The organism is Pseudomonas sp. MT92 (assembly GCF_058792515.1).
In genome coordinates, this window is sequence record NZ_JBXAFA010000001.1 from 269,171 (window position 1) to 287,819 (window position 18,649).

Here is an 18,649-nt window from a genome sequence, read left to right on the forward strand (position 1 = left end):
GCGCGCCATGAAGAAAATCATCCACAGCCTCGCGCCCTGGGCGTTGCCGGTGTTGTTGCTGGCGGTGTGGCAGTTGTCGGTGTCGGCGGGCTGGTTGTCGACACGGATTCTGCCGGCACCGATCGCCGTGATCGAAGCCGGTGTAAGTCTGGTGCGCAGCGGCGAGATCTGGACACATCTGGCGATCAGCGGTTGGCGCGCTGCCCTGGGTTTCACCATCGGCGGCAGCATCGGCCTGACTTTGGGCTTTATCACCGGCCTGTCGAAATGGGGTGAACGCCTGCTCGACAGCTCGGTGCAGATGATCCGCAACGTGCCGCACCTGGCGCTCATTCCGTTGGTGATCCTGTGGTTCGGCATCGACGAGTCGGCGAAGATTTTCCTGGTGGCGCTGGGCACGTTGTTTCCGATCTACCTCAACACCTACCACGGTATCCGCAACGTCGATCCGGCGTTGGTGGAGATGTCGCGCAGTTATGGTTTGTCCGGTTTCAGCCTGTTCCGTCAGGTGATCCTGCCGGGGGCGCTGCCTTCGATCCTGGTCGGCGTGCGCTTCGCACTGGGCTTCATGTGGTTGACGCTGATCGTCGCCGAGACCATTTCCGCCAGTTCCGGCATTGGCTACCTGGCGATGAACGCCCGGGAGTTTCTGCAGACGGACGTGGTGGTGCTGGCGATTCTGCTGTACGCGGTGCTCGGCAAGCTGGCCGACCTCGCCGCCCGTGGGCTCGAACGTGTGTGGCTGCGTTGGCACCCGGCCTATCAAGTCGCCAAGGGAGGTGCTGCATGACGGCTCAACAACCTCCACGGCTGCTGCGCGGGATTCCGCTGGTGGTGCGCAATCTGCAAAAAACCTTCGGTTCGCGGCAAGTGTTGCGCGAGATCGACCTGCACATTCCGGCAGGCCAGTTTGTCGCGGTGGTCGGTCGTAGCGGCTGCGGCAAGAGCACCTTGCTGCGCTTGCTCGCCGGTCTCGATCAGCCTACCGGCGGCGAATTGCTGGCCGGCGCCGCGCCGCTCAGTGAGGCACGGGAAGACACCCGCTTGATGTTCCAGGAAGCGCGTCTGCTGCCATGGAAAAAGATCATCGATAACGTCGGCCTCGGGCTCAAGGGCAATTGGCGGCCGCAAGCGCTGGAAGCCCTGGAAGCGGTTGGTTTGGCCGATCGCGCCAATGAGTGGCCAGCCGCGCTGTCCGGTGGGCAGAAGCAACGCGTGGCCCTGGCCCGCGCGCTGATCCATCAACCACGTCTGCTCTTGCTCGACGAACCATTGGGCGCGCTGGATGCGCTGACCCGAATCGAAATGCAGCAACTGATCGAACGGCTCTGGCAACAGCACGGTTTCACTGTGTTGCTGGTGACCCACGACGTCAGTGAAGCGGTGGCGATTGCCGATCGGGTGATCCTGATCGAAGACGGCGAAGTCGGCCTCGACCTGCATGTGGAGTTACCGCGCCCTCGGGTCCGCGGTTCCCATCGACTGGCGGCGCTGGAAACCGAAGTCCTCAACCGTGTGCTGTCACTGCCCGGCCAACCGCCGGAGCCGGAACCTGTTTCACCCTTGCCTACGCAGTTGCGTTGGGCTCAGTAAGGCAGCTGCGAGCTTTGAGCTTCAAGCTGCGAGAAGAAGCACAGCGCTTTGACTTGCAGCTTGTGGCTTGCCGCTTACAGCTCATTTCGACCTCAGGAGAAATCAATATGACCATCAAAGCCATCAACGTTCGCAACCAGTTCAAAGGCTCCATCAAGGAAATCGTGCTCGGCGACGTGCTGTCGGAAATCGACGTGCAAACCGCTTCCGGCATCGTCACTTCGGTGATCACCACGCGTTCGGTGAAAGAGCTGGAGCTGGCCGTGGGCAGCGAAGTGATTGCATTTGTGAAATCCACCGAGGTGTCGATCGCCAAGTTGTAAGCCGTGCGCGTAAACGACAACCCCGGAGGGTTTTAGCCCTTCGGGGTTTTTTATGCGTGCCTTGAGCCGACGATGGGGCCTGCGAGGCCGATAAAAATCAGGCCGGTACAGCTCGCTTGGGCAGGTAGGGTGGCAAATACAGCCCAAGATAGGCGTCAAACACCCGCATCCCTTCTTCAGCCATGCGCGGTGTGATCTGTCCATGCTGTTGCACCGAGCGCGCATAGACCCGATCACCCAGCTCCATGGCCAGCGCAAACACATCGACATCGCTCGGCAGCTTCGGCAGCTCGAAGTGGTGGTCGAACAGTTTGTGCATCAGGTCGCCCAGTTCGATGTCGTGCTGACGATCGGCCTGGGTGACTTCGGTCAGGCCGTGTTGGGCGAGGATCAGTTGGCGGGCGGCGGCGTCTTCGCTGTAGATCTCGAGCATGCGTTGCTCCACCAGGCGCGACAGATCCCGCCAGCCGGTGAGGGCTTGGTGGTCGATGGGTGCTTGCAGGCAGGCGCGGAAGGCGGCGTGGACGTCGGCGGTCAGGGCTTCGAGCAGGGCCGGAACGCTGGCGAAGAAGTGGTAGACGGAGGAGGGCGGGATCTCCGCGCGCTCGGCCACGCTGTAGATCGACAGGCTGGCCACGCCCTCGGCGGCCAGCAGTGTGCGGGCCGCATCGAGTATCGAATCGATTCGGGCCTGGCTGCGTGCGCGGGGTTTGCGGGGGGTGGCTACGCGTGTCATTGAAGTCTCCTGCGGGGCAGCGGGCATTGTACGAGCGGGGTTGCGTGTTGTCTCGTCGGCCGCCATCGCGGGCAAGCCAGCGCCCACAGAAATTTCTGGTGTACACGGAATTTATGTTCACTGGAGATCAACTGTGGGAGCTAGCCCTGCTGGCGATCCGCCGCAGGCGTCCATAAAAAAACGCCGCAGGCTTCAGCAGCCAACGGCGTTCCTTTTTTACTGCAACCGCTTACACGGTATGCAGGTACCAGTTGTACTCGAGGTCGGAGATGGAGTGTTCGAACTCTTCCAGCTCGCTCTCTTTACAGGCCACGAAGATATCGATGTATTTCGGATCGATGTACTTGGCCATGACTTCGCTGTCGTCCAGCTCGCGCAGTGCATCGCGCAGGTTGTTCGGCAGGCTCTGCTCGTTCTGCTCGTAGCTGTTGCCTTCCACTGGAGCGCCCGGTTCGATCTTGTTGACCAGACCGTGGTGCACGCCTGCCAGGACCGAAGCCATCAGCAGGTAGGGGTTGGCGTCGGCACCGGCCACGCGGTGTTCCAGGCGGACCGCGTCGGCGGAACCGGTCGGTACGCGCAGGGCGACAGTGCGGTTGTCCAGGCCCCAGCACGGCGAGTTCGGCACGTAGAACTGTGCGCCGAAACGACGGTAGGAGTTGACGTTCGGGCAGAGGAACGCCATCTGCGCCGGTAGGGTCTCGAGCACACCGCCGATCGCGTGACGCAGTGCGGCGTTCTGCTCGGGATCCTCACTGGCAAAAATGTTTTTGCCGTCTTTATCGAGAATCGAGATGTGGACATGCAGACCATTGCCCGCCTGGCCCGGATAAGGCTTGGCCATGAAGGTGGTGTCCATTTCATGGTCGTAGGCGATGTTCTTGATCAGGCGCTTGAGCAGGACCGCGTAGTCGCAAGCCTTGATCGGGTCGGCCACGTGGTGCAGGTTCACTTCGAACTGCGCCGGGGCACTTTCCTTGACGATGGCGTCGGCCGGGATGCCTTGCTCTTTCGCACCTTCCAGAATGTCCTGGAGGCAGTCGACGTATTCGTCGAGGTCGTCGATCAGGTAAACCTGTGTCGAGTGCGGGCGTTTGCCGGAAATCGGCGAGCGCGGTGGTTGTGGGCGGCCGTTCACATTCTCCTGGTCGATCAGGTAGAACTCCAGTTCGAACGCGGCGCAGATGGTCAGGCCCATCTCATCGAACTTGGTTACGACTTGTCGCAGCACTTCGCGCGGGTCGGCGAAGAAAGGATCACCTTCGAGTTCGTGCATGGTCATCAACAGTTGCGCGGTCGGGCGCTTCTGCCATGGCTCGTTGCACAGGGTGTCGGGAATTGGATAGCAGATTCGGTCAGCATCGCCGATGTCCAGGCCCAGGCCGGTGCTTTCCACCGTCGAACCATTGATATCCAGAGCAAATAGAGAGGCCGGCAGGTTGATGCCTTTCTCGTAAACCTTGTGGAGGCTGGTGCGTTCGATGCGCTTGCCGCGCACCACACCATTCATATCCGCAATCAGAAGGTCAACGTACAGAACCTCAGGATGTTCCTTAAGGAACGCGTTCGCTTCGTTAAGCTGAACGGCACGCGGGGGTACCGACATGATGCAACACCTTTGTTGTTAAAAATATCAATCATTGATCTCTTCGGATTCCAGTCAACCCGAACGGCATGCCGAAGTCAAGCGAGGCCGTTTTTGCCCCAAAAAAGCGCTCGTGCGGCTTTTTTGAGGCACTTTGGGGCGTTTTTATGCCCCTGAGCGCTATGCCGTCTGCATGCTTGAGCGGGCCGTGTTGTATTTTTTACGGGGGTGTTGTGTAAAAAAATGAACAAGGCTAAGCTCGAATCAAACCCATAACAGCAATAATACCGGGGTGCTACATGTCTCGCCTGTCGTTAATCGGCATCACCGACTGCGGTCAGCAGAACGGTCTGCATGCTTATCACATCAGTGGCGATATTCACGTCAGCGTCGCAGCCTTCGCGGCTCCCGGCGTGCCGGTGATCTTTCCGTCGCTGGCGAATCGACCCTTAGCGTCCGATATTCTGGACGGCCTTGATGGCACCCCCATTACGGTTACTCCATTCAATATAGAACCGATTCACAATAATAGTGGCGCCTCCATTGCCTTGGGCGCCGCTTGCGATTCTGCACGCCTGGCATTTTGCGGCGTGGTGCAAAAAAAACACGATAGCCTTTCGTACACCTGAATTCCAACGCGGCGCCGATGCGTCAAACATTGCCCGACTCCTGCAAGAGTCAGGAAACTCAAAGCCTAGAGGCATTTATGAGTAACAACCTCGACCAGCTCACCGATTGGTTGAAAGACCACAAGATCACAGAAGTCGAATGCATGATCGCCGACTTGACCGGTATCACCCGGGGCAAGATTTCGCCGACCAACAAATTCATCGCCGAAAAGGGCATGCGCCTGCCAGAGAGCGTGCTGCTGCAGACCGTGACCGGCGATTACGTCGAAGACGACATCTACTACGAGCTGCTCGACCCGGCCGACATCGACATGATCTGCCGTCCCGACCAGAGCGCGGTGTACATGGTGCCTTGGGCCATCGAGCCCACCGCCATCGTCATTCACGACACCTACGACAAGCAAGGCAACCCGATCGAGCTGTCGCCGCGCAACGTGCTGAAAAAAGTCCTGAAACTCTATGCCGACAAGGGCTGGCAGCCGATTGTGGCGCCGGAAATGGAGTTCTACCTGACCAAGCGCAGCGATGACCCGGATTACCCGTTGCAGCCGCCGATCGGCCGTTCCGGGCGCCCTGAAACCGGTCGCCAATCGTTTTCCATTGAAGCGGCCAACGAATTCGATCCGCTGTTCGAAGACGTCTACGACTGGTGTGAATTGCAGGAGCTGGACCTCGACACGCTGATCCACGAGGACGGCACGGCGCAGATGGAAATCAACTTCCGTCACGGCGATGCCTTGTCCCTGGCCGACCAGATCCTGGTGTTCAAACGCACCATGCGCGAGGCCGCGCTCAAGCACAACGTGGCGGCGACCTTCATGGCCAAGCCCATGACCGGCGAGCCCGGCAGTGCCATGCACTTGCACCAGAGCATCATCGACATCGAAACCGGCAAGAACATCTTCTCCAATGAAGACGGGACCATGAGCCAGCTGTTCCTGCACCACATCGGTGGCTTGCAGAAACTCATTCCCGAGCTGTTGCCGCTGTTTGCGCCCAACGTCAATTCGTTCCGCCGTTTCCTGCCGGACACCTCGGCACCGGTAAACGTGGAGTGGGGCGAAGAAAACCGCACCGTGGGCCTGCGGGTTCCGGATGCCGGGCCGCAAAACCGTCGGGTGGAAAACCGCCTGCCGGGCGCCGATGCCAACCCGTACCTGGCGATTGCCGCGAGCCTGCTCTGCGGTTACATCGGCATGGTCGAAGGACTGAACCCGAGTGCGCCGGTCGTGGGCCGTGGCTATGAACGCCGTAACCTGCGCCTGCCACTGACCATCGAAGATGCGCTGGAACGCATGGAAAACAGCGCGACCATCGAGAAGTACCTGGGCAAAAATTTCATTACTGGCTACGTGGCGGTCAAGCGGGCCGAGCATGAAAACTTCAAGCGCGTGATCAGTTCGTGGGAACGGGAGTTCCTGCTCTTTGCCGTCTGACACGCCGGGCGTCCGTTGTCGCCAGACGGCGCCTCCACCTGATTTTCTTTAGGAGATTGGTATGACCAGCAACAACCCGCAAACCCGTGAATGGCAAGCCCTGAGCAACGATCACCACCTGGCCCCGTTCAGCGACTTCAAGCAGTTGAAAGAAAAAGGCCCACGGATCATCACCAACGCCAAGGGCGTTTACCTGTGGGACAGCGAAGGCAACAAGATTCTCGATGGCATGGCTGGCCTGTGGTGTGTGGCCATCGGTTACGGTCGCGATGAACTGGCCGATGCCGCCAGCAAACAAATGCGCGAACTGCCTTACTACAACCTGTTCTTCCAGACCGCTCACCCACCGGTGCTGGAGCTGGCCAAAGCCATCGCCGACATCGCGCCTGAAGGCATGAACCATGTGTTCTTCACCGGTTCCGGCTCCGAAGGCAACGACACCATGCTGCGCATGGTTCGTCACTACTGGGCGATCAAGGGCCAGCCGAACAAGAAAGTCATCATCAGCCGCAAGAACGGCTATCACGGTTCCACCGTGGCCGGCGCGAGCCTGGGCGGCATGACTTACATGCATGAACAAGGCGACTTGCCGATCCCGGGCATCGTCCACATCGCCCAGCCGTACTGGTTCGCCGAAGGCGGTGACATGACACCGGAGGAGTTCGGTGTCTGGGCTGCCAACCAGCTCGAAGAGAAGATTCTGGAGATCGGCGTCGACAACGTGGGCGCCTTTATTGCCGAACCGATCCAGGGCGCCGGCGGCGTGATCATTCCGCCAGACACCTACTGGCCGCGCATCAAGGAAATCCTCGCCAAGTACGACATCCTGTTCGTGGCGGACGAAGTGATCTGTGGTTTCGGCCGCACCGGTGAGTGGTTCGGCTCCGACTTCTACGGCCTCAAGCCTGACATGATGACCATCGCCAAAGGCCTGACTTCCGGCTACATCCCTATGGGTGGCCTGATCGTGCGTGACGAAGTGGTGGCGGTGCTCAATGAAGGCGGCGATTTCAACCATGGCTTCACCTACTCCGGGCACCCGGTGGCGGCTGCGGTGGCACTGGAAAACATCCGCATCATGCGCGAAGAAAAAATTATCGAGCGCGTGCACAACGAAACGGCACCGTATTTGCAGAAACGTCTGCGGGAACTGAACGATCACCCATTGGTGGGCGAAGTTCGTGGGGTCGGTCTGTTGGGGGCTATCGAGTTGGTGCAGGACAAGGCCACTCGCAAGCGTTACGAAGGCAAGGGCGTCGGCATGATCTGCCGGCAGTTCTGCTTCGATAACGGCCTGATCATGCGCGCCGTGGGCGACACCATGATCATCGCGCCACCCCTGGTGATTACACTGGCGGAAATCGATGAGTTGGTGACCAAGGCACGCAAGTGCCTGGACCTGACCCTCAGTGCATTGCAGGGCTAAGTGCTAGGCTCTGAGCGGGAGTATGAAACTTTCGCTCGGCACGGCCATAAGAGGCGGCCTTTTGTTGAAAGACCGCCTCGGATCTTGCCAGACTAGCCGCGGTTCCAGTTGCCCGGGTTCGGCCGCTGAACATAGTGGTTCAAAAGAGAAAAATTTGGAGCATCACGCATGAAGGCATTAGGCAAAATGTTTGCTGGCAAGACTCTTCTCGCCATGTCCCTGATGGGCATTATGGCGAGCGCGGTTCAGGCGGACGACAAGGTGTTGCACGTCTATAACTGGTCCGATTACATCGCTCCGGACACCATCGCGAACTTCGAAAAAGAGTCCGGCATCAAAGTCGTGTACGACGTTTTCGACAGTAACGAAACCCTCGAAGCCAAGTTGCTGGCAGGCAAGTCCGGCTACGACATCGTCGTACCGTCGAACAACTTTCTGGCCAAGCAGATCAAGGCCGGTGTTTACCAGAAGCTGGACAAGTCCAAGCTGCCTAACTGGAAAAACCTGAACCCGGACCTGCTCAAGGCGGTATCGGTCAGCGACCCTGGCAACGAGCACGCCTTCCCGTACATGTGGGGTTCGATCGGTATCGGTTTCAACGCCGAGAAGGTCAAGGCTGCACTGGGTGCCGACGCACCGACCGATTCTTGGGATCTGATCTTCAAGCCTGAGAACGCCGCCAAGCTGAAGTCGTGCGGTATCAGCCTGCTCGATTCCCCAACCGAGATGATTCCGGTGGCGCTGCACTACCTGGGCCTGCCAACCGACAGCCAGAAGAAAGAAGACATCGACAAGGCTGAAGCGCTGATCATGAAGGTTCGTCCTTCGATCGCTTATTTCCACTCTTCCAAGTACATCTCCGACCTGGCCAACGGCAACATCTGCGTGGCCGTGGGTTACTCGGGCGACATCTACCAGGCCAAGTCCCGCGCGGCTGAAGCCGGTGACAAGGTGAAAGTCAGCTACAACATTCCGAAAGAAGGTGCGGGCAGCTTCTACGACATGGTCGCCATCCCTAAAGATGCCGAAAACGTCGAAGGCGCCTACAAGTTCATGACCTACCTGCAGAAGCCGGAAGTCATGGCTGCAATCACCAATGCCGTGCGTTTCCCGAACGGTAACGCGGCTGCCACGCCACTGGTGGATAAAGACATCACCAGCGATCCAGGCATCTACCCGCCGGCGGACGTGCTGGCCAAGCTGTACGCGATTGCCGACTTGCCGGCCGCGACCCAGCGAATCCTGACTCGCAGCTGGACCAAGATCAAATCCGGTAAGTAAGTAACAACTCCTGTAGGAGCGAGCTCGCTCCTACAGGGATTTTCATAAAGTTTGCTGGAACGGTTTTTCGAGGGTAAGTTGCGCGCCGGTTTTGTTGCCAGGCAGCCATGGCTGTCATGTAACGCGGGGCAACTTGGGCCCAACTAATTTTAGAGGACCTCCACTTGCCTATTTTTTCTTTGTTGCGCAATGCCATGCTGGCCGCAGCCGGGTTGACGCTTGCCGTCAGTGTCCAGGCCGCCGGCACCGTGCATGTTTATAATTGGTCGGATTACATCGGGCAGACCACCCTGGCGGACTTTCAGAAAGAGACCGGCATCAAACCGGTCTATGACGTCTTCGATTCCAACGAAACCCTGGAAGGCAAGTTGCTGGCCGGGCGCACCGGTTACGACGTGGTCGTGCCGTCCAACCATTTCCTTGGCAAGCAGATCAAGGCCGGCGCTTTCCAGAAGCTCGACAAGAAACTGCTGACCAACTACGGCAACCTTGATCCGGTCCTGCTCAAACGCCTGGAGCAGAACGATCCGGGTAACCAGTACGCCGTGCCATACCTCTGGGGCACCAACGGCATCGGCTACAACGTCGACAAGATCAAGGCCGTGCTGGGCGTCGATTCGATCGATTCCTGGGCGGTGTTGTTCGAGCCGGAAAACATCAAGAAGCTGCACAGCTGCGGTGTAGCCTTCCTCGATTCCGCTGACGAAATGATGCCCACCGTTCTCAATTACCTGGGCCTGAACGCCAACAGCACCAACCCTGAAGATTACAAAAAGGCCGAAGCCAAGTTACTGGCGGTACGGCCTTACGTGACGTACTTCCATTCGTCCAAATACATCACCGACCTGGCCAATGGCGATATCTGCATCGCCGTCGGGTTCTCCGGCGACATGTTCCAGGCACGCAACCGTGCCGAAGAAGCCAAGAAAGGCGTGAAGATCGCCTACACCATTCCCAAGGAAGGTGGCGCACTATGGTTCGACATGCTGGCGATTCCGAAGGACTCGGCCAACGTCAAAGAGGCCCACGCGTTCATCAACTATTTGCTGAAACCTGAGGTTATCGCTCAGGTCAGTGATTACGTCGGCTACGCCAACCCTAACCCGGGGTCGGACAAACTGATGGAACAATCCATTCGCACCGACGAAGCGGTTTATCCACCGCAAGCCGTGCTCGACAAGACTTACGTGTCCATCGAGTTACCGCCAAACATTCAACGTTTGATGACCCGCAGCTGGACCAAGGTCAAGTCGGGTAAATAGCTTCAAGACTCAAACTATCCAAGGTTGGCTCACCTTGAGCGAACTGCACTCTTTTTCTGGGAGTTTCGTAAATGGCAGTTGCCTCCGGCGCCTATAAGAAAGCCCTCGAGGGCGACCAATTACCTAAAGAGGTGTTGGTCAAAATCGACCGGGTCACGAAGAAGTTCGACGAGACGATTGCCGTGGACGATGTGTCCCTGGAAATCAAGAAAGGCGAGATTTTCGCCCTGCTCGGCGGTTCGGGATCGGGCAAATCCACTTTGCTGCGCATGCTCGCAGGATTCGAGCGTCCGACCGAAGGGCGCATCTTCCTCGATGGCGTAGACATCACCGATATGCCGCCGTACGAGCGGCCGATCAACATGATGTTCCAGTCCTACGCCTTGTTCCCGCACATGACCGTGGCGCAGAACATCGCCTTCGGCCTCAAGCAGGACAAACTGCCCGCCGCTGAAATCGATGCGCGCGTGGCTGACATGCTCAAGCTGGTGCAGATGAGCCAGTACGCCAAGCGTAAGCCGCATCAGTTGTCCGGCGGTCAGCGTCAGCGCGTGGCCCTGGCTCGTTCCCTGGCCAAGCGGCCGAAGCTGCTGCTGCTCGACGAACCGATGGGGGCACTGGACAAAAAACTGCGTTCGCAAATGCAGCTGGAGCTGGTGGAGATCATCGAGCGCGTCGGCGTAACCTGCGTCATGGTGACCCACGACCAGGAAGAGGCCATGACCATGGCCGAGCGCATCGCGATCATGCACCTGGGCTGGATCGCCCAGATCGGCAGCCCGATCGACATCTACGAAACCCCGACCAGCCGCCTGGTCTGCGAATTCATCGGCAACGTCAACATCTTCGACGGTGAAGTGATCGATGACGCCGAAGGCCACGCGACCATCACCTGCAAGGACCTGGATCGCCAGATCTATGTCGGCCACGGCATCAGCACCTCGGTGCAAGACAAGTCCGTGACCTACGCGATCCGCCCGGAAAAACTGCTCGTGACCCCAACCATGCCGACCTGCGAATACAACTGGTCCAGCGGCAAGGTGCACGACATCGCCTACCTCGGCGGTCACTCGGTGTTCTACGTCGAACTGCCGAGCGGCAAGATCGTCCAGTCGTTTGTCGCCAACGTCGAGCGCCGTGGCCAGCGGCCGACCTGGGGTGATCAGGTCTACGTGTACTGGGAAGACGACAGCGGCGTGGTGCTTCGCTCATGAACATGCGCAAATTCAAACGCCGCCTCAATCGAATAATTCCCGGTGGCCGTCAGTTGGTCATCGGGGTTCCTTTCATCTGGCTGTTCCTGTTCTTCATGCTGCCGTTCTTCATCGTCCTGAAGATCAGCTTCGCCGAAGCCGACGTGGCCATTCCGCCGTACACCGAGATCTACAGCTACGCCGAGCAGAAGCTGCAGGTGCTGTTGAACCTGGGCAACTACGCGACGCTGGCCGGCGACGAGCTGTACATCGCCGCCTACCTCGGCTCGTTGAAGATGGCGCTGATCAGCACCATCCTCTGCCTGCTGATCGGCTACCCGATGGCCTACGCCATCGCCAGTGCCCGCAAAGAGCTGCAAACGGTGCTGGTCCTGCTGATCATGATGCCGACCTGGACCGCGATCCTGATCCGCGTGTATGCGTGGATGGGGATCCTCAGCAACAACGGTCTGCTCAACGGTTTCCTGATGAGCATGGGCTGGATCAACGAACCGCTGCAGATCCTCAATACCAACCTGGCGGTCTACATCGGCGTGGTTTATTCCTACCTGCCATTCATGATCCTGCCGCTCTACGCCAACCTGGTGAAGCACGACCATAGCCTGCTGGAAGCCGCGTCCGACCTGGGTTCGAGCACGTTCAACAGCTTCTGGAAGATCACCATTCCATTGTCCAAAAACGGCATCGTCGCCGGCTGCATGCTGGTGTTCATTCCGGTGGTGGGCGAGTTCGTGATCCCGGAACTGCTCGGCGGTCCGGAAACCCTGATGATCGGTAAAGTGCTCTGGCAAGAATTCTTCAACAACCGTGACTGGCCGGTGGCGTCTGCCCTGGCGGTGGTGATGCTGGCGATCCTGATTGTGCCGATCATTCTGTTCAACCGCAGTCAGGCCAAGGAAATGGAGGGTAAAGAATGAAGCGCTTCCGTTTCTCCAGCCTGATGCTGGTATTGGGTCTGCTGTTCATTTATGCGCCGATGCTGATCCTGGTGATCTACTCGTTCAACGCCTCGAAACTGGTGACGGTGTGGGGCGGCTGGTCGATCAAGTGGTACGTCGGTCTGCTCGACAACACCCAACTGATGGGCTCGGTGGTGCGCTCGCTGGAAATCGCCTGCTACACGGCGGTAGCGGCGGTGGCACTGGGTACACTGGCGGCGTTCGTCCTGACCCGTATCACCCACTTCAAGGGTCGTACCCTGTTCGGCGGCCTGGTGACCGCGCCGCTGGTCATGCCCGAGGTGATCACCGGTCTGTCGCTGTTGCTGCTGTTCGTGGCCATGGCGCAGATGATCGGCTGGCCGCAGGAACGCGGCATCGTCACCATCTGGATCGCTCACACCACGTTCTGTGCGGCGTATGTGGCGGTGGTGGTCTCGGCGCGGTTGCGTGAGCTGGACCTGTCCATCGAAGAAGCGGCCATGGACCTCGGCGCACGGCCGTGGAAGGTGTTCTTCCTGATCACCATCCCGATGATCGCGCCATCCCTGGGGGCTGGCGGCATGATGTCCTTCGCCCTGTCCCTGGATGACCTGGTGTTGGCGAGCTTCGTGTCGGGTCCGGGTTCCACCACCCTGCCGATGGAAGTGTTCTCGGCGGTACGCCTGGGCGTGAAGCCGGAGATCAACGCCGTGGCCAGTCTGATTCTGCTGGCGGTGTCGCTGATGACCTTCCTGGTGTGGTTCTTCAGCCGCCGCGCCGAAGAAAGCCGCAAGCGGGCGATTCAACAGGCCATCGAAGAAAGCGCTGCCGATTCGTGGAAGCAACCGGATGTGCGTCGCGCGCAGGCACCGGAAGCGGCTTGAGCTTGATGTGGGGTTGGCCACAATTTCGTGGCTGACCCTGATCCACTGTAGGAGCGAGCCTGCTCGCGATGGACTCCCAGTCGACATCATCGTTGACTGACACTCCTTCGCGAGCGGGCTCGCTCTCACAGGTGGTTTGGAAATCAGGCAACCCAGGGAGATTTGCGGATGACCTCGACAAAGTTCATCGGTCTGAACCCAGGCTCCTGATCCACCAACACATCCGTCTTCACGTTGCCGAACGTGGTCTGTGGACGATGGCGCAAGCCGTCGGCAAAGGCGCAGATGATGCACTCCTTGAACCCTTCGCCTCGTGGATGCGCATGCACCACGGCTTCGCGCTGCACGGGGTTAAAGGCCGCATAGTCCATCCCCAGCACGTCCATTTCTACACCGGCGGTCACCAGCGCGACGGTTGGCCGCAAATGTTGGGGCACGCCGGGTGTGGTGTGCAGGGCGATCGACAACCAGACTTGCTCGATATCGTCATCGCTGAGCCCGTAGGGCTTGAGGAACGCGACCGCCGCATTGGCACCATCGACTTCGAAGCGTTCGTTGTCACTGCGGTAGCCTTCCACCAGGCCGAGGTCGTGGAACATCGCGCCGACGTACAACAGCTCAGGGTTGTAGGCCAGTCGCTTGCGTTCGCCGCTTAGCGCACCAAACAGAAACACCCGGCGCGAGTGGTGATAGAGCAGGTCTGATTCGATGTCGCGGATGTATTCGGTGGTGGCTTTGGCCAAGGCGCTGTCAGGGATTTTGATGCCGGCAATGGTAGTGCTCATGGGAGTTCCCTCGTGATGAACGCCGTGGCGGCGCTGAGGGTTTCAGTCTGTTCGTCCACCCCGGAGCGAACAATCGATCCATGGCTGCGATCCCGGCCAATGAGCGTGCATATCGCGCCAACCTCGCTTGTTGGGTGTGGATTGGCTAAGTTTGCACACAGCCCCTGTAGGAGCGAGCCCGCTCGCGATGGACGCAAGAGCGCCGCGTTCATCCAGGCAGCCCGCGTCATCGTTGACATCCATCGCGAGCAGGCTCGCTCCTACAGGAGACGGTGTGATCCGATCCATAGAAGGCAATTCACGTCATGAGTAAAACCGTTGCCATCGTGGTATTCGCCGGCGTGCAATCGCTGGACGTCACCGGTCCCATGGACGTGTTTTCCGAAGCCAATCGATTTCTCGCCCCTGAGGATCACTATCAGCTGCAAGTGATAGGCGTCGAGCGCGGCGCGATGGCGTGCTCCAACGGCCTGTCACTCAACGCCCATCGACATTTCAGCGAAGCATTGCAGGCCTGCGACTTGCTGTTGGTGGCGGGTGGACCTCAGTTGCCGTTCACGGATTTCGGTGCGGCCTTCAATGCCTGGCTGCACGATGCCTGCGGCCGGGCGCAACGTTTTGGCTCGATCTGCAATGGTGCATTCATGCTCGCCCGGGCGGGTTTGCTGGAGGGGCGGACCGTGACCACGCATTGGAGTGATGCCGCCGCGTTGGCGGCGCTTTGCCCAACGACTCGGGTCGAAGCCGATCGCTTGTACGTGCAGGACGCCGAGCTCTACACCTCGGCCGGCGTCACGGCGGGGATCGACTTGTCGTTGTACCTGCTGGGTCGCGACCATGGGCCGGAAGTGGCCTTGAGCGTGGCCAAACGACTGGTGGTGTTCACCCAGCGCTCGGGCGGCCAGTCACAGTTCAGCCCGTTCCTGACGCCCCACGCCGAACCGACTTCGGCAGTGGCGATGGTGCAGCACTACGTGCTGGCCAACCTGACCGGCGACCTGACCATCGCCGATCTGGCCAATGCCGCCAACATGAGCGCGCGCAACTTTTCCAGGGTGTTTGCCAGGGAAGCGAAAATCACTCCGGCCGAATTCGTCGAGCGGGCCAGGGTAGACGCGGCGCGGGTGATGCTGGAAAGCACGGGTGCGCCGCTCAAGACAGTGGCCTATCAATGCGGCTTCCGCGATGCCCAGCACATGCGCAGTGTGTTCAACCGCAGGCTGGGGGTGACGCCGCAACAGTTCAGGCTGAACTTCGCGGCGATGGTTTGAGCCAGGATTTGCGCTCTTCTCGCGGGCCTCATCGCTAGCAGGCTAGCTCCCACAATGGATCTGCGTACACCGGACCAATGTGGGAGCTAGCCTGCTAGTGATGGGGCCAGTCCAGCCAAAACAAATTTACTGAGCACCCCGCGCCGGCAACAGCTTCAATGTACTGCGCGTATTGGCTGTCACCTCTTCATCATTGAGGTGCGCCTGGTAGTAAACCCCTTCGATATACGCCTCGGCCTGATCGTCATAGTGACGGTCGAACGGCACGCCGCTTTGGCCGACCGGGTTGACGGTCAGGCTGTGGGCCGGGTCGGCGAAGTCGATCAGGCGCCGGGTCGACGGGCCATAAGTCACCGGCCAGGGCGCCGGGCCGATCTTGGCCGACAGGTTGTTTGGCACTTCATGGCTGCCGGGGGCCGCGAACGGGCCGACATTGAAAATCAGGTCCAATGGTTTTTGCTGCCCCAACGGGTGGCCATGGGTCAGCGTATGAGCCTTGCCCCACTGCCATTGCGCGAAGTCCGGACCGAGGGTGGTCTTGAGGTGGGCGATGCTGGCCTGCCACGCAGCCTTGACGGTATCGGCCCGGGTTTCCTTGCCAAGCGTGTTGCGATTGTCCCACCAGGGTGAGTCGGGGCTGGCGGCCAGGCGTGGTAGCGCGGCGTCGATCACGCGGGTCGAAAGCAGTGTTTCGAAGAAGTCGTTGCCCAATTCATCGTGCATCGTCGCGTCAGCCAGATTGAACAGGAACTGGTTGAACAGCGTGGCGCTGGTGGATTCCAGCGGGTAGTCGCCCTTCCACTGGGCCAGTTGCTCCACCAGTTTCAGTTCGGCGGGATCGCTCACCACGGTGCGCAATACCGGCAGCAATGGCGCCAGGAGGCGAGGGCCGTAGGCGGTGGTGGTGCCCAGTTGCAGCTTCTGGCTGGATTCCAGGTCCCACTTGATGCCCTTGTCGCTGAGCTGTTGATTAAGCTGCTGACCACGGTCGGCGAGGTTGTAATAACCGGGAATCTCCATACCCGTCGGTGACACCGGCTGGAAGTTGGCCGAGACGATGTAGCCCCGCGCCGGATTCTCTTCCTGCGGGTTGGCGCTGAAGGGATAGAAACCGTCCTTGTCAGCATCAGCAGTGCTGCCGTCGAGGATAAAGCCGGGGCGCACACCCGCAGGGCGCTTGGGTAGCTGTGCGGCGGCCCACCAGCCGATGTCACCCTTGGCGTTGGCCCAGACGATGTTCAGGCCGGGTGCCTGGACCTTGGCGGCAGCGCTGCGGGCCTTGGCCAGGGTGTCGGCGCGATTGAGCTGATAGAAGCCCTCGAGGATCGGGTTCTGGCTTTCGAGAAAACCCCACCACATGGCGATCGGCGTCTTGCCCACGCCGCTGCCCAGCGCATCGTTGACGATCGGGCCGTGGGGCGACTGGCGCAACACCAGTGTGACCGGTGCCTGACCCTTGACCGCGATTTGCTGTTCGGTGGTCACCATGTCCACCCATTTGCCGCGATACCAGACCTGGTTGGGGTTATCCGGATTAACCTTCTCGGCAATCAGGTCGAGGTCATCGTTCTGGAACATGGTGATGCTCCAGCCGAAGTCACGGTTCATGCCCAGCGAGGCGAAGGGCATCAACGCCTGATAGTGGCCGTAGAGTTCGAAACCCGGCGCCGAGAGTTGCGCTTCGTACCACACCGATGGTGCGGAAAAGCGGATATGCGGGTCACCTGCCAGCAGCGGTTTGCCACTTTTGGTTCGGCTGCCGGCGACGACCCAGGCGTTGCTGCCTTCGAACTGCGGCAGGCCATTGTCGGCCAGCGCCTGTTCGCTGAGGCGGGCGAGGGCGTTCAGGTCTTTCCAGTCTGTACTGGCCAGCGACAGCGCCGTGCCATTGTGACGCTTCGCCAATACGCCCTTGGGCTGCCAGTCGAGATCGAAAATGTTCAGGTAGTCGGCGCCCAGTTGATCGCGCACGTAGGTCAGCAGGGGTTCGGTGCGAAACGCCGCGGCAAAACTGTAGGCCATGTAACCGGCGATGCTGATGGTGTCCAGGGCCGTGAACGGGCGCTTGGGGATGCCCAGTACATCGAACTCCACGGGTTTTGCGTGAGTGTCCTGATACTGGTTGATGCCATCCAGATAGGCCTGCATGGCGATGAAAGCGGGGGATTGTTTGTCCAGGTTTGCGAGGTAGGTTTCGGCGCGCTCGCGAATGCGCAGGCTGCGCATCAACTTGTCAGTGTCGAGCAGTTTCGGCCCCAGCACTTCGGCCAGCTCGCCACGGGCCAGGCGACGCAGGATTTCCATCTGGAACAGCCGGTCCTGGGCATGGACGTAGCCGAGGGCGCGGTACAGATCGGATTCATTTTCGGCGCGGATGTGCGGGATGCCACGTTCGTCGTAGCGCACCGTGACCGAACCTTGCAGGTGTTGCAGTTCCACCATGCCCTGGCGTGACGGCTGTTTGCTGTAGACGTACCAGCCGGCTCCAGCGGCAAGCACGACGATCAGCAAACCGAGTGCGGTCAGGCTACGTTTCATGGTGTCTCCTTGTTGTCATGTGTGAACAGCGATTCCCAGGCGCCACTGTTTAACATGGCAGGCCGGTTTGGCCCATCGCTCGTAGGAGGGATTCGTCTGGCCCTGTGTTTCCCTACTTTGCGGTATCGACGGGCCAGGGGCAGTAACAGCCCACCGCGAGCGTGTGCGTGGCACTCACTTCACGGCCTTCGTTCAGTGCTTGCAGAATCGGTTCGATAAAGCTGTTGCTCGAGTTGCAGGTCAGGCCCTCGCTGTAGGGGCCGAAATACGCCAGTTTGCCGCTGCGATCCCAGATCGCCACGGCCGGGCTGGCAGGGATTTGCTCGGCACCGGGCAAAACCTCGATGCTTTTCAGGCGGCTCAAGGTGCCGGGTAGCTGGCCATGGCTGCCGGGCTTTTGAACCGAAAAAAACTCCACCCCCTGCGGTACGTAGCGCTCGACCAGTTCGGTCAGGTGTTGTTGATTGCCGACGTTGCACGGACAGGACGGGTCCCAGAAATGCACCAGGCGGATGGCGCCAGGGCCGGCGAGGTCAGCGGGAAGGCGCAGCGGATCACCGGAGAACAAGGCGGTGTGATCGCTGAACGCACGCAGGTAACGCCCCTGAAACCAGTCGTAAGCAGCCCACAGCACCCCGGCACACACGAGCGCTAGCAGGCTGACAAACAGGGTGGCGCGGACGGGCGAGCGCATGGGTTCACTCCTTGAAAGTCGGCTAGCTTGCCATGCTTGCTGCGACAGATGAATATCGCAGATCCATAAAGT

Annotated in this window: 17 protein-coding genes; 12 read left to right on the top strand and 5 right to left on the bottom strand. The window is 59.8% G+C overall.

From position 1 onward, the window contains the following. The first annotated feature begins 7 nt into the window (after positions 1–7). The 3 genes from ssuC (at position 8) to AC1Q6D_RS01290 (ending at position 1,916) form a co-directional block, all read left to right on the top strand. Positions 8–790 (top strand): aliphatic sulfonate ABC transporter permease SsuC, encoded by a 783-nt coding sequence (gene ssuC / locus AC1Q6D_RS01280; RefSeq protein WP_047534732.1) that lies wholly within the window; start codon positions 8–10, stop codon positions 788–790. Next, complete coding sequence (ssuB, locus tag AC1Q6D_RS01285) at positions 787–1,593, top strand: aliphatic sulfonates ABC transporter ATP-binding protein (RefSeq protein WP_103402869.1); 807 nt, start codon at positions 787–789, stop codon at positions 1,591–1,593. The genes ssuC and ssuB overlap by 4 nt, the downstream gene beginning before the upstream one ends. Positions 1,594–1,700: 107 nt before the next feature. Further along, a complete protein-coding gene (locus AC1Q6D_RS01290) occupies positions 1,701–1,916 on the top strand; it encodes a TOBE domain-containing protein (RefSeq protein ID WP_007967989.1) in 216 nt (71 codons plus the stop codon). A 97-nt stretch (positions 1,917–2,013) separates the two neighbouring features. Here AC1Q6D_RS01290 and AC1Q6D_RS01295 read toward each other — a convergent pair whose 3' ends face one another. Continuing rightward, entirely contained in the window at positions 2,014–2,652 is a 639-nt protein-coding gene (locus AC1Q6D_RS01295; protein ID WP_103402868.1) for a TetR/AcrR family transcriptional regulator, read from the bottom strand. Positions 2,653–2,881: 229 nt separating this feature from the next. Next, positions 2,882–4,258, bottom strand: a complete 1,377-nt coding sequence (locus AC1Q6D_RS01300) for a glutamine synthetase family protein (RefSeq protein ID WP_090466477.1) — start codon at positions 4,256–4,258, stop codon at positions 2,882–2,884. A gap of 278 nt (positions 4,259–4,536) precedes the next feature. Here AC1Q6D_RS01300 and AC1Q6D_RS01305 point away from each other — a divergent pair, with 278 nt between their 5' ends. From AC1Q6D_RS01305 to AC1Q6D_RS01340, 8 genes are all read left to right on the top strand, one after another. Further along, positions 4,537–4,866 carry a gamma-glutamyl-gamma-aminobutyrate hydrolase family protein gene (locus AC1Q6D_RS01305; protein WP_178083092.1) on the top strand — a complete coding sequence of 110 codons (330 nt, stop codon included), beginning with the start codon at positions 4,537–4,539 and terminating at the stop codon, positions 4,864–4,866. Positions 4,867–4,943: 77 nt separating this feature from the next. Continuing rightward, complete coding sequence (locus tag AC1Q6D_RS01310; protein WP_103402867.1) at positions 4,944–6,302, top strand: glutamine synthetase family protein; 1,359 nt, start codon at positions 4,944–4,946, stop codon at positions 6,300–6,302. 61 nt (positions 6,303–6,363) lie between these two features. Next, positions 6,364–7,728, top strand: a complete 1,365-nt coding sequence (locus tag AC1Q6D_RS01315; RefSeq protein WP_047534711.1) for an aspartate aminotransferase family protein — start codon at positions 6,364–6,366, stop codon at positions 7,726–7,728. Positions 7,729–7,896: 168 nt separating this feature from the next. Beyond that, on the top strand, positions 7,897–9,009 hold the full coding sequence (locus tag AC1Q6D_RS01320; RefSeq protein WP_103402866.1) for a polyamine ABC transporter substrate-binding protein: 1,113 nt from the start codon (positions 7,897–7,899) through the stop codon (positions 9,007–9,009). Between the two features lie 164 nt (positions 9,010–9,173). Further along, complete coding sequence (locus AC1Q6D_RS01325) at positions 9,174–10,271, top strand: polyamine ABC transporter substrate-binding protein (RefSeq protein WP_103402865.1); 1,098 nt, start codon at positions 9,174–9,176, stop codon at positions 10,269–10,271. 71 nt (positions 10,272–10,342) lie between these two features. Continuing rightward, positions 10,343–11,485 (top strand): ABC transporter ATP-binding protein, encoded by a 1,143-nt coding sequence (locus AC1Q6D_RS01330; protein WP_103402864.1) that lies wholly within the window; start codon positions 10,343–10,345, stop codon positions 11,483–11,485. Then, complete coding sequence (locus AC1Q6D_RS01335) at positions 11,482–12,402, top strand: ABC transporter permease subunit (protein ID WP_047534701.1); 921 nt, start codon at positions 11,482–11,484, stop codon at positions 12,400–12,402. The genes AC1Q6D_RS01330 and AC1Q6D_RS01335 overlap by 4 nt, the downstream gene beginning before the upstream one ends. Continuing rightward, positions 12,399–13,289, top strand: a complete 891-nt coding sequence (locus tag AC1Q6D_RS01340) for an ABC transporter permease subunit (protein ID WP_103402863.1) — start codon at positions 12,399–12,401, stop codon at positions 13,287–13,289. Before AC1Q6D_RS01335 ends, AC1Q6D_RS01340 begins: the two co-directional genes overlap by 4 nt. Before the next feature lie 143 nt (positions 13,290–13,432). On the opposite strand, the gene AC1Q6D_RS01345 is transcribed toward AC1Q6D_RS01340, so the two are convergent. Further along, a complete protein-coding gene (locus AC1Q6D_RS01345) occupies positions 13,433–14,074 on the bottom strand; it encodes an HD domain-containing protein (protein WP_103402862.1) in 642 nt (213 codons plus the stop codon). A gap of 305 nt (positions 14,075–14,379) precedes the next feature. Between AC1Q6D_RS01345 and AC1Q6D_RS01350 the strand changes: the two genes are divergently transcribed. Continuing rightward, a complete protein-coding gene (locus tag AC1Q6D_RS01350; RefSeq protein ID WP_047534694.1) occupies positions 14,380–15,345 on the top strand; it encodes a GlxA family transcriptional regulator in 966 nt (321 codons plus the stop codon). Positions 15,346–15,471: 126 nt separating this feature from the next. Here the strand turns inward: AC1Q6D_RS01350 and AC1Q6D_RS01355 are convergent, their stop codons facing one another. Together AC1Q6D_RS01355 and AC1Q6D_RS01360 are read right to left on the bottom strand one after the other, a co-directional pair. Further along, positions 15,472–17,883, bottom strand: a complete 2,412-nt coding sequence (locus AC1Q6D_RS01355; protein WP_103402860.1) for a penicillin acylase family protein — start codon at positions 17,881–17,883, stop codon at positions 15,472–15,474. 112 nt (positions 17,884–17,995) lie between these two features. Continuing rightward, a complete protein-coding gene (locus AC1Q6D_RS01360) occupies positions 17,996–18,577 on the bottom strand; it encodes a DUF6436 domain-containing protein (RefSeq protein ID WP_103402859.1) in 582 nt (193 codons plus the stop codon). Positions 18,578–18,649: the final 72 nt, after the last annotated feature.

What these genes read in the sequence shown, in the direction of transcription:
- AC1Q6D_RS01290 (WP_007967989.1), top strand. Translation starts at nt 1,701, where the DNA reads ATGACCATCAAAGCCATCAACGTTCGCAACCAGTTCAAAGGCTCCATC.
- ssuC (WP_047534732.1), top strand. Translation starts at nt 8, where the DNA reads ATGAAGAAAATCATCCACAGCCTCGCGCCCTGGGCGTTGCCGGTGTTG.
- AC1Q6D_RS01350 (WP_047534694.1), top strand. Translation starts at nt 14,380, where the DNA reads ATGAGTAAAACCGTTGCCATCGTGGTATTCGCCGGCGTGCAATCGCTG.
- AC1Q6D_RS01320 (WP_103402866.1), top strand. Translation starts at nt 7,897, where the DNA reads ATGAAGGCATTAGGCAAAATGTTTGCTGGCAAGACTCTTCTCGCCATG.
- AC1Q6D_RS01360 (WP_103402859.1), bottom strand. Translation starts at nt 18,577, where the DNA reads ATGCGCTCGCCCGTCCGCGCCACCCTGTTTGTCAGCCTGCTAGCGCTC.
- AC1Q6D_RS01345 (WP_103402862.1), bottom strand. Translation starts at nt 14,074, where the DNA reads ATGAGCACTACCATTGCCGGCATCAAAATCCCTGACAGCGCCTTGGCC.
- AC1Q6D_RS01315 (WP_047534711.1), top strand. Translation starts at nt 6,364, where the DNA reads ATGACCAGCAACAACCCGCAAACCCGTGAATGGCAAGCCCTGAGCAAC.
- AC1Q6D_RS01355 (WP_103402860.1), bottom strand. Translation starts at nt 17,883, where the DNA reads ATGAAACGTAGCCTGACCGCACTCGGTTTGCTGATCGTCGTGCTTGCC.
- AC1Q6D_RS01295 (WP_103402868.1), bottom strand. Translation starts at nt 2,652, where the DNA reads ATGACACGCGTAGCCACCCCCCGCAAACCCCGCGCACGCAGCCAGGCC.
- AC1Q6D_RS01330 (WP_103402864.1), top strand. Translation starts at nt 10,343, where the DNA reads ATGGCAGTTGCCTCCGGCGCCTATAAGAAAGCCCTCGAGGGCGACCAA.
- AC1Q6D_RS01340 (WP_103402863.1), top strand. Translation starts at nt 12,399, where the DNA reads ATGAAGCGCTTCCGTTTCTCCAGCCTGATGCTGGTATTGGGTCTGCTG.
- AC1Q6D_RS01335 (WP_047534701.1), top strand. Translation starts at nt 11,482, where the DNA reads ATGAACATGCGCAAATTCAAACGCCGCCTCAATCGAATAATTCCCGGT.
- AC1Q6D_RS01300 (WP_090466477.1), bottom strand. Translation starts at nt 4,258, where the DNA reads ATGTCGGTACCCCCGCGTGCCGTTCAGCTTAACGAAGCGAACGCGTTC.
- AC1Q6D_RS01305 (WP_178083092.1), top strand. Translation starts at nt 4,537, where the DNA reads ATGTCTCGCCTGTCGTTAATCGGCATCACCGACTGCGGTCAGCAGAAC.
- ssuB (WP_103402869.1), top strand. Translation starts at nt 787, where the DNA reads ATGACGGCTCAACAACCTCCACGGCTGCTGCGCGGGATTCCGCTGGTG.
- AC1Q6D_RS01310 (WP_103402867.1), top strand. Translation starts at nt 4,944, where the DNA reads ATGAGTAACAACCTCGACCAGCTCACCGATTGGTTGAAAGACCACAAG.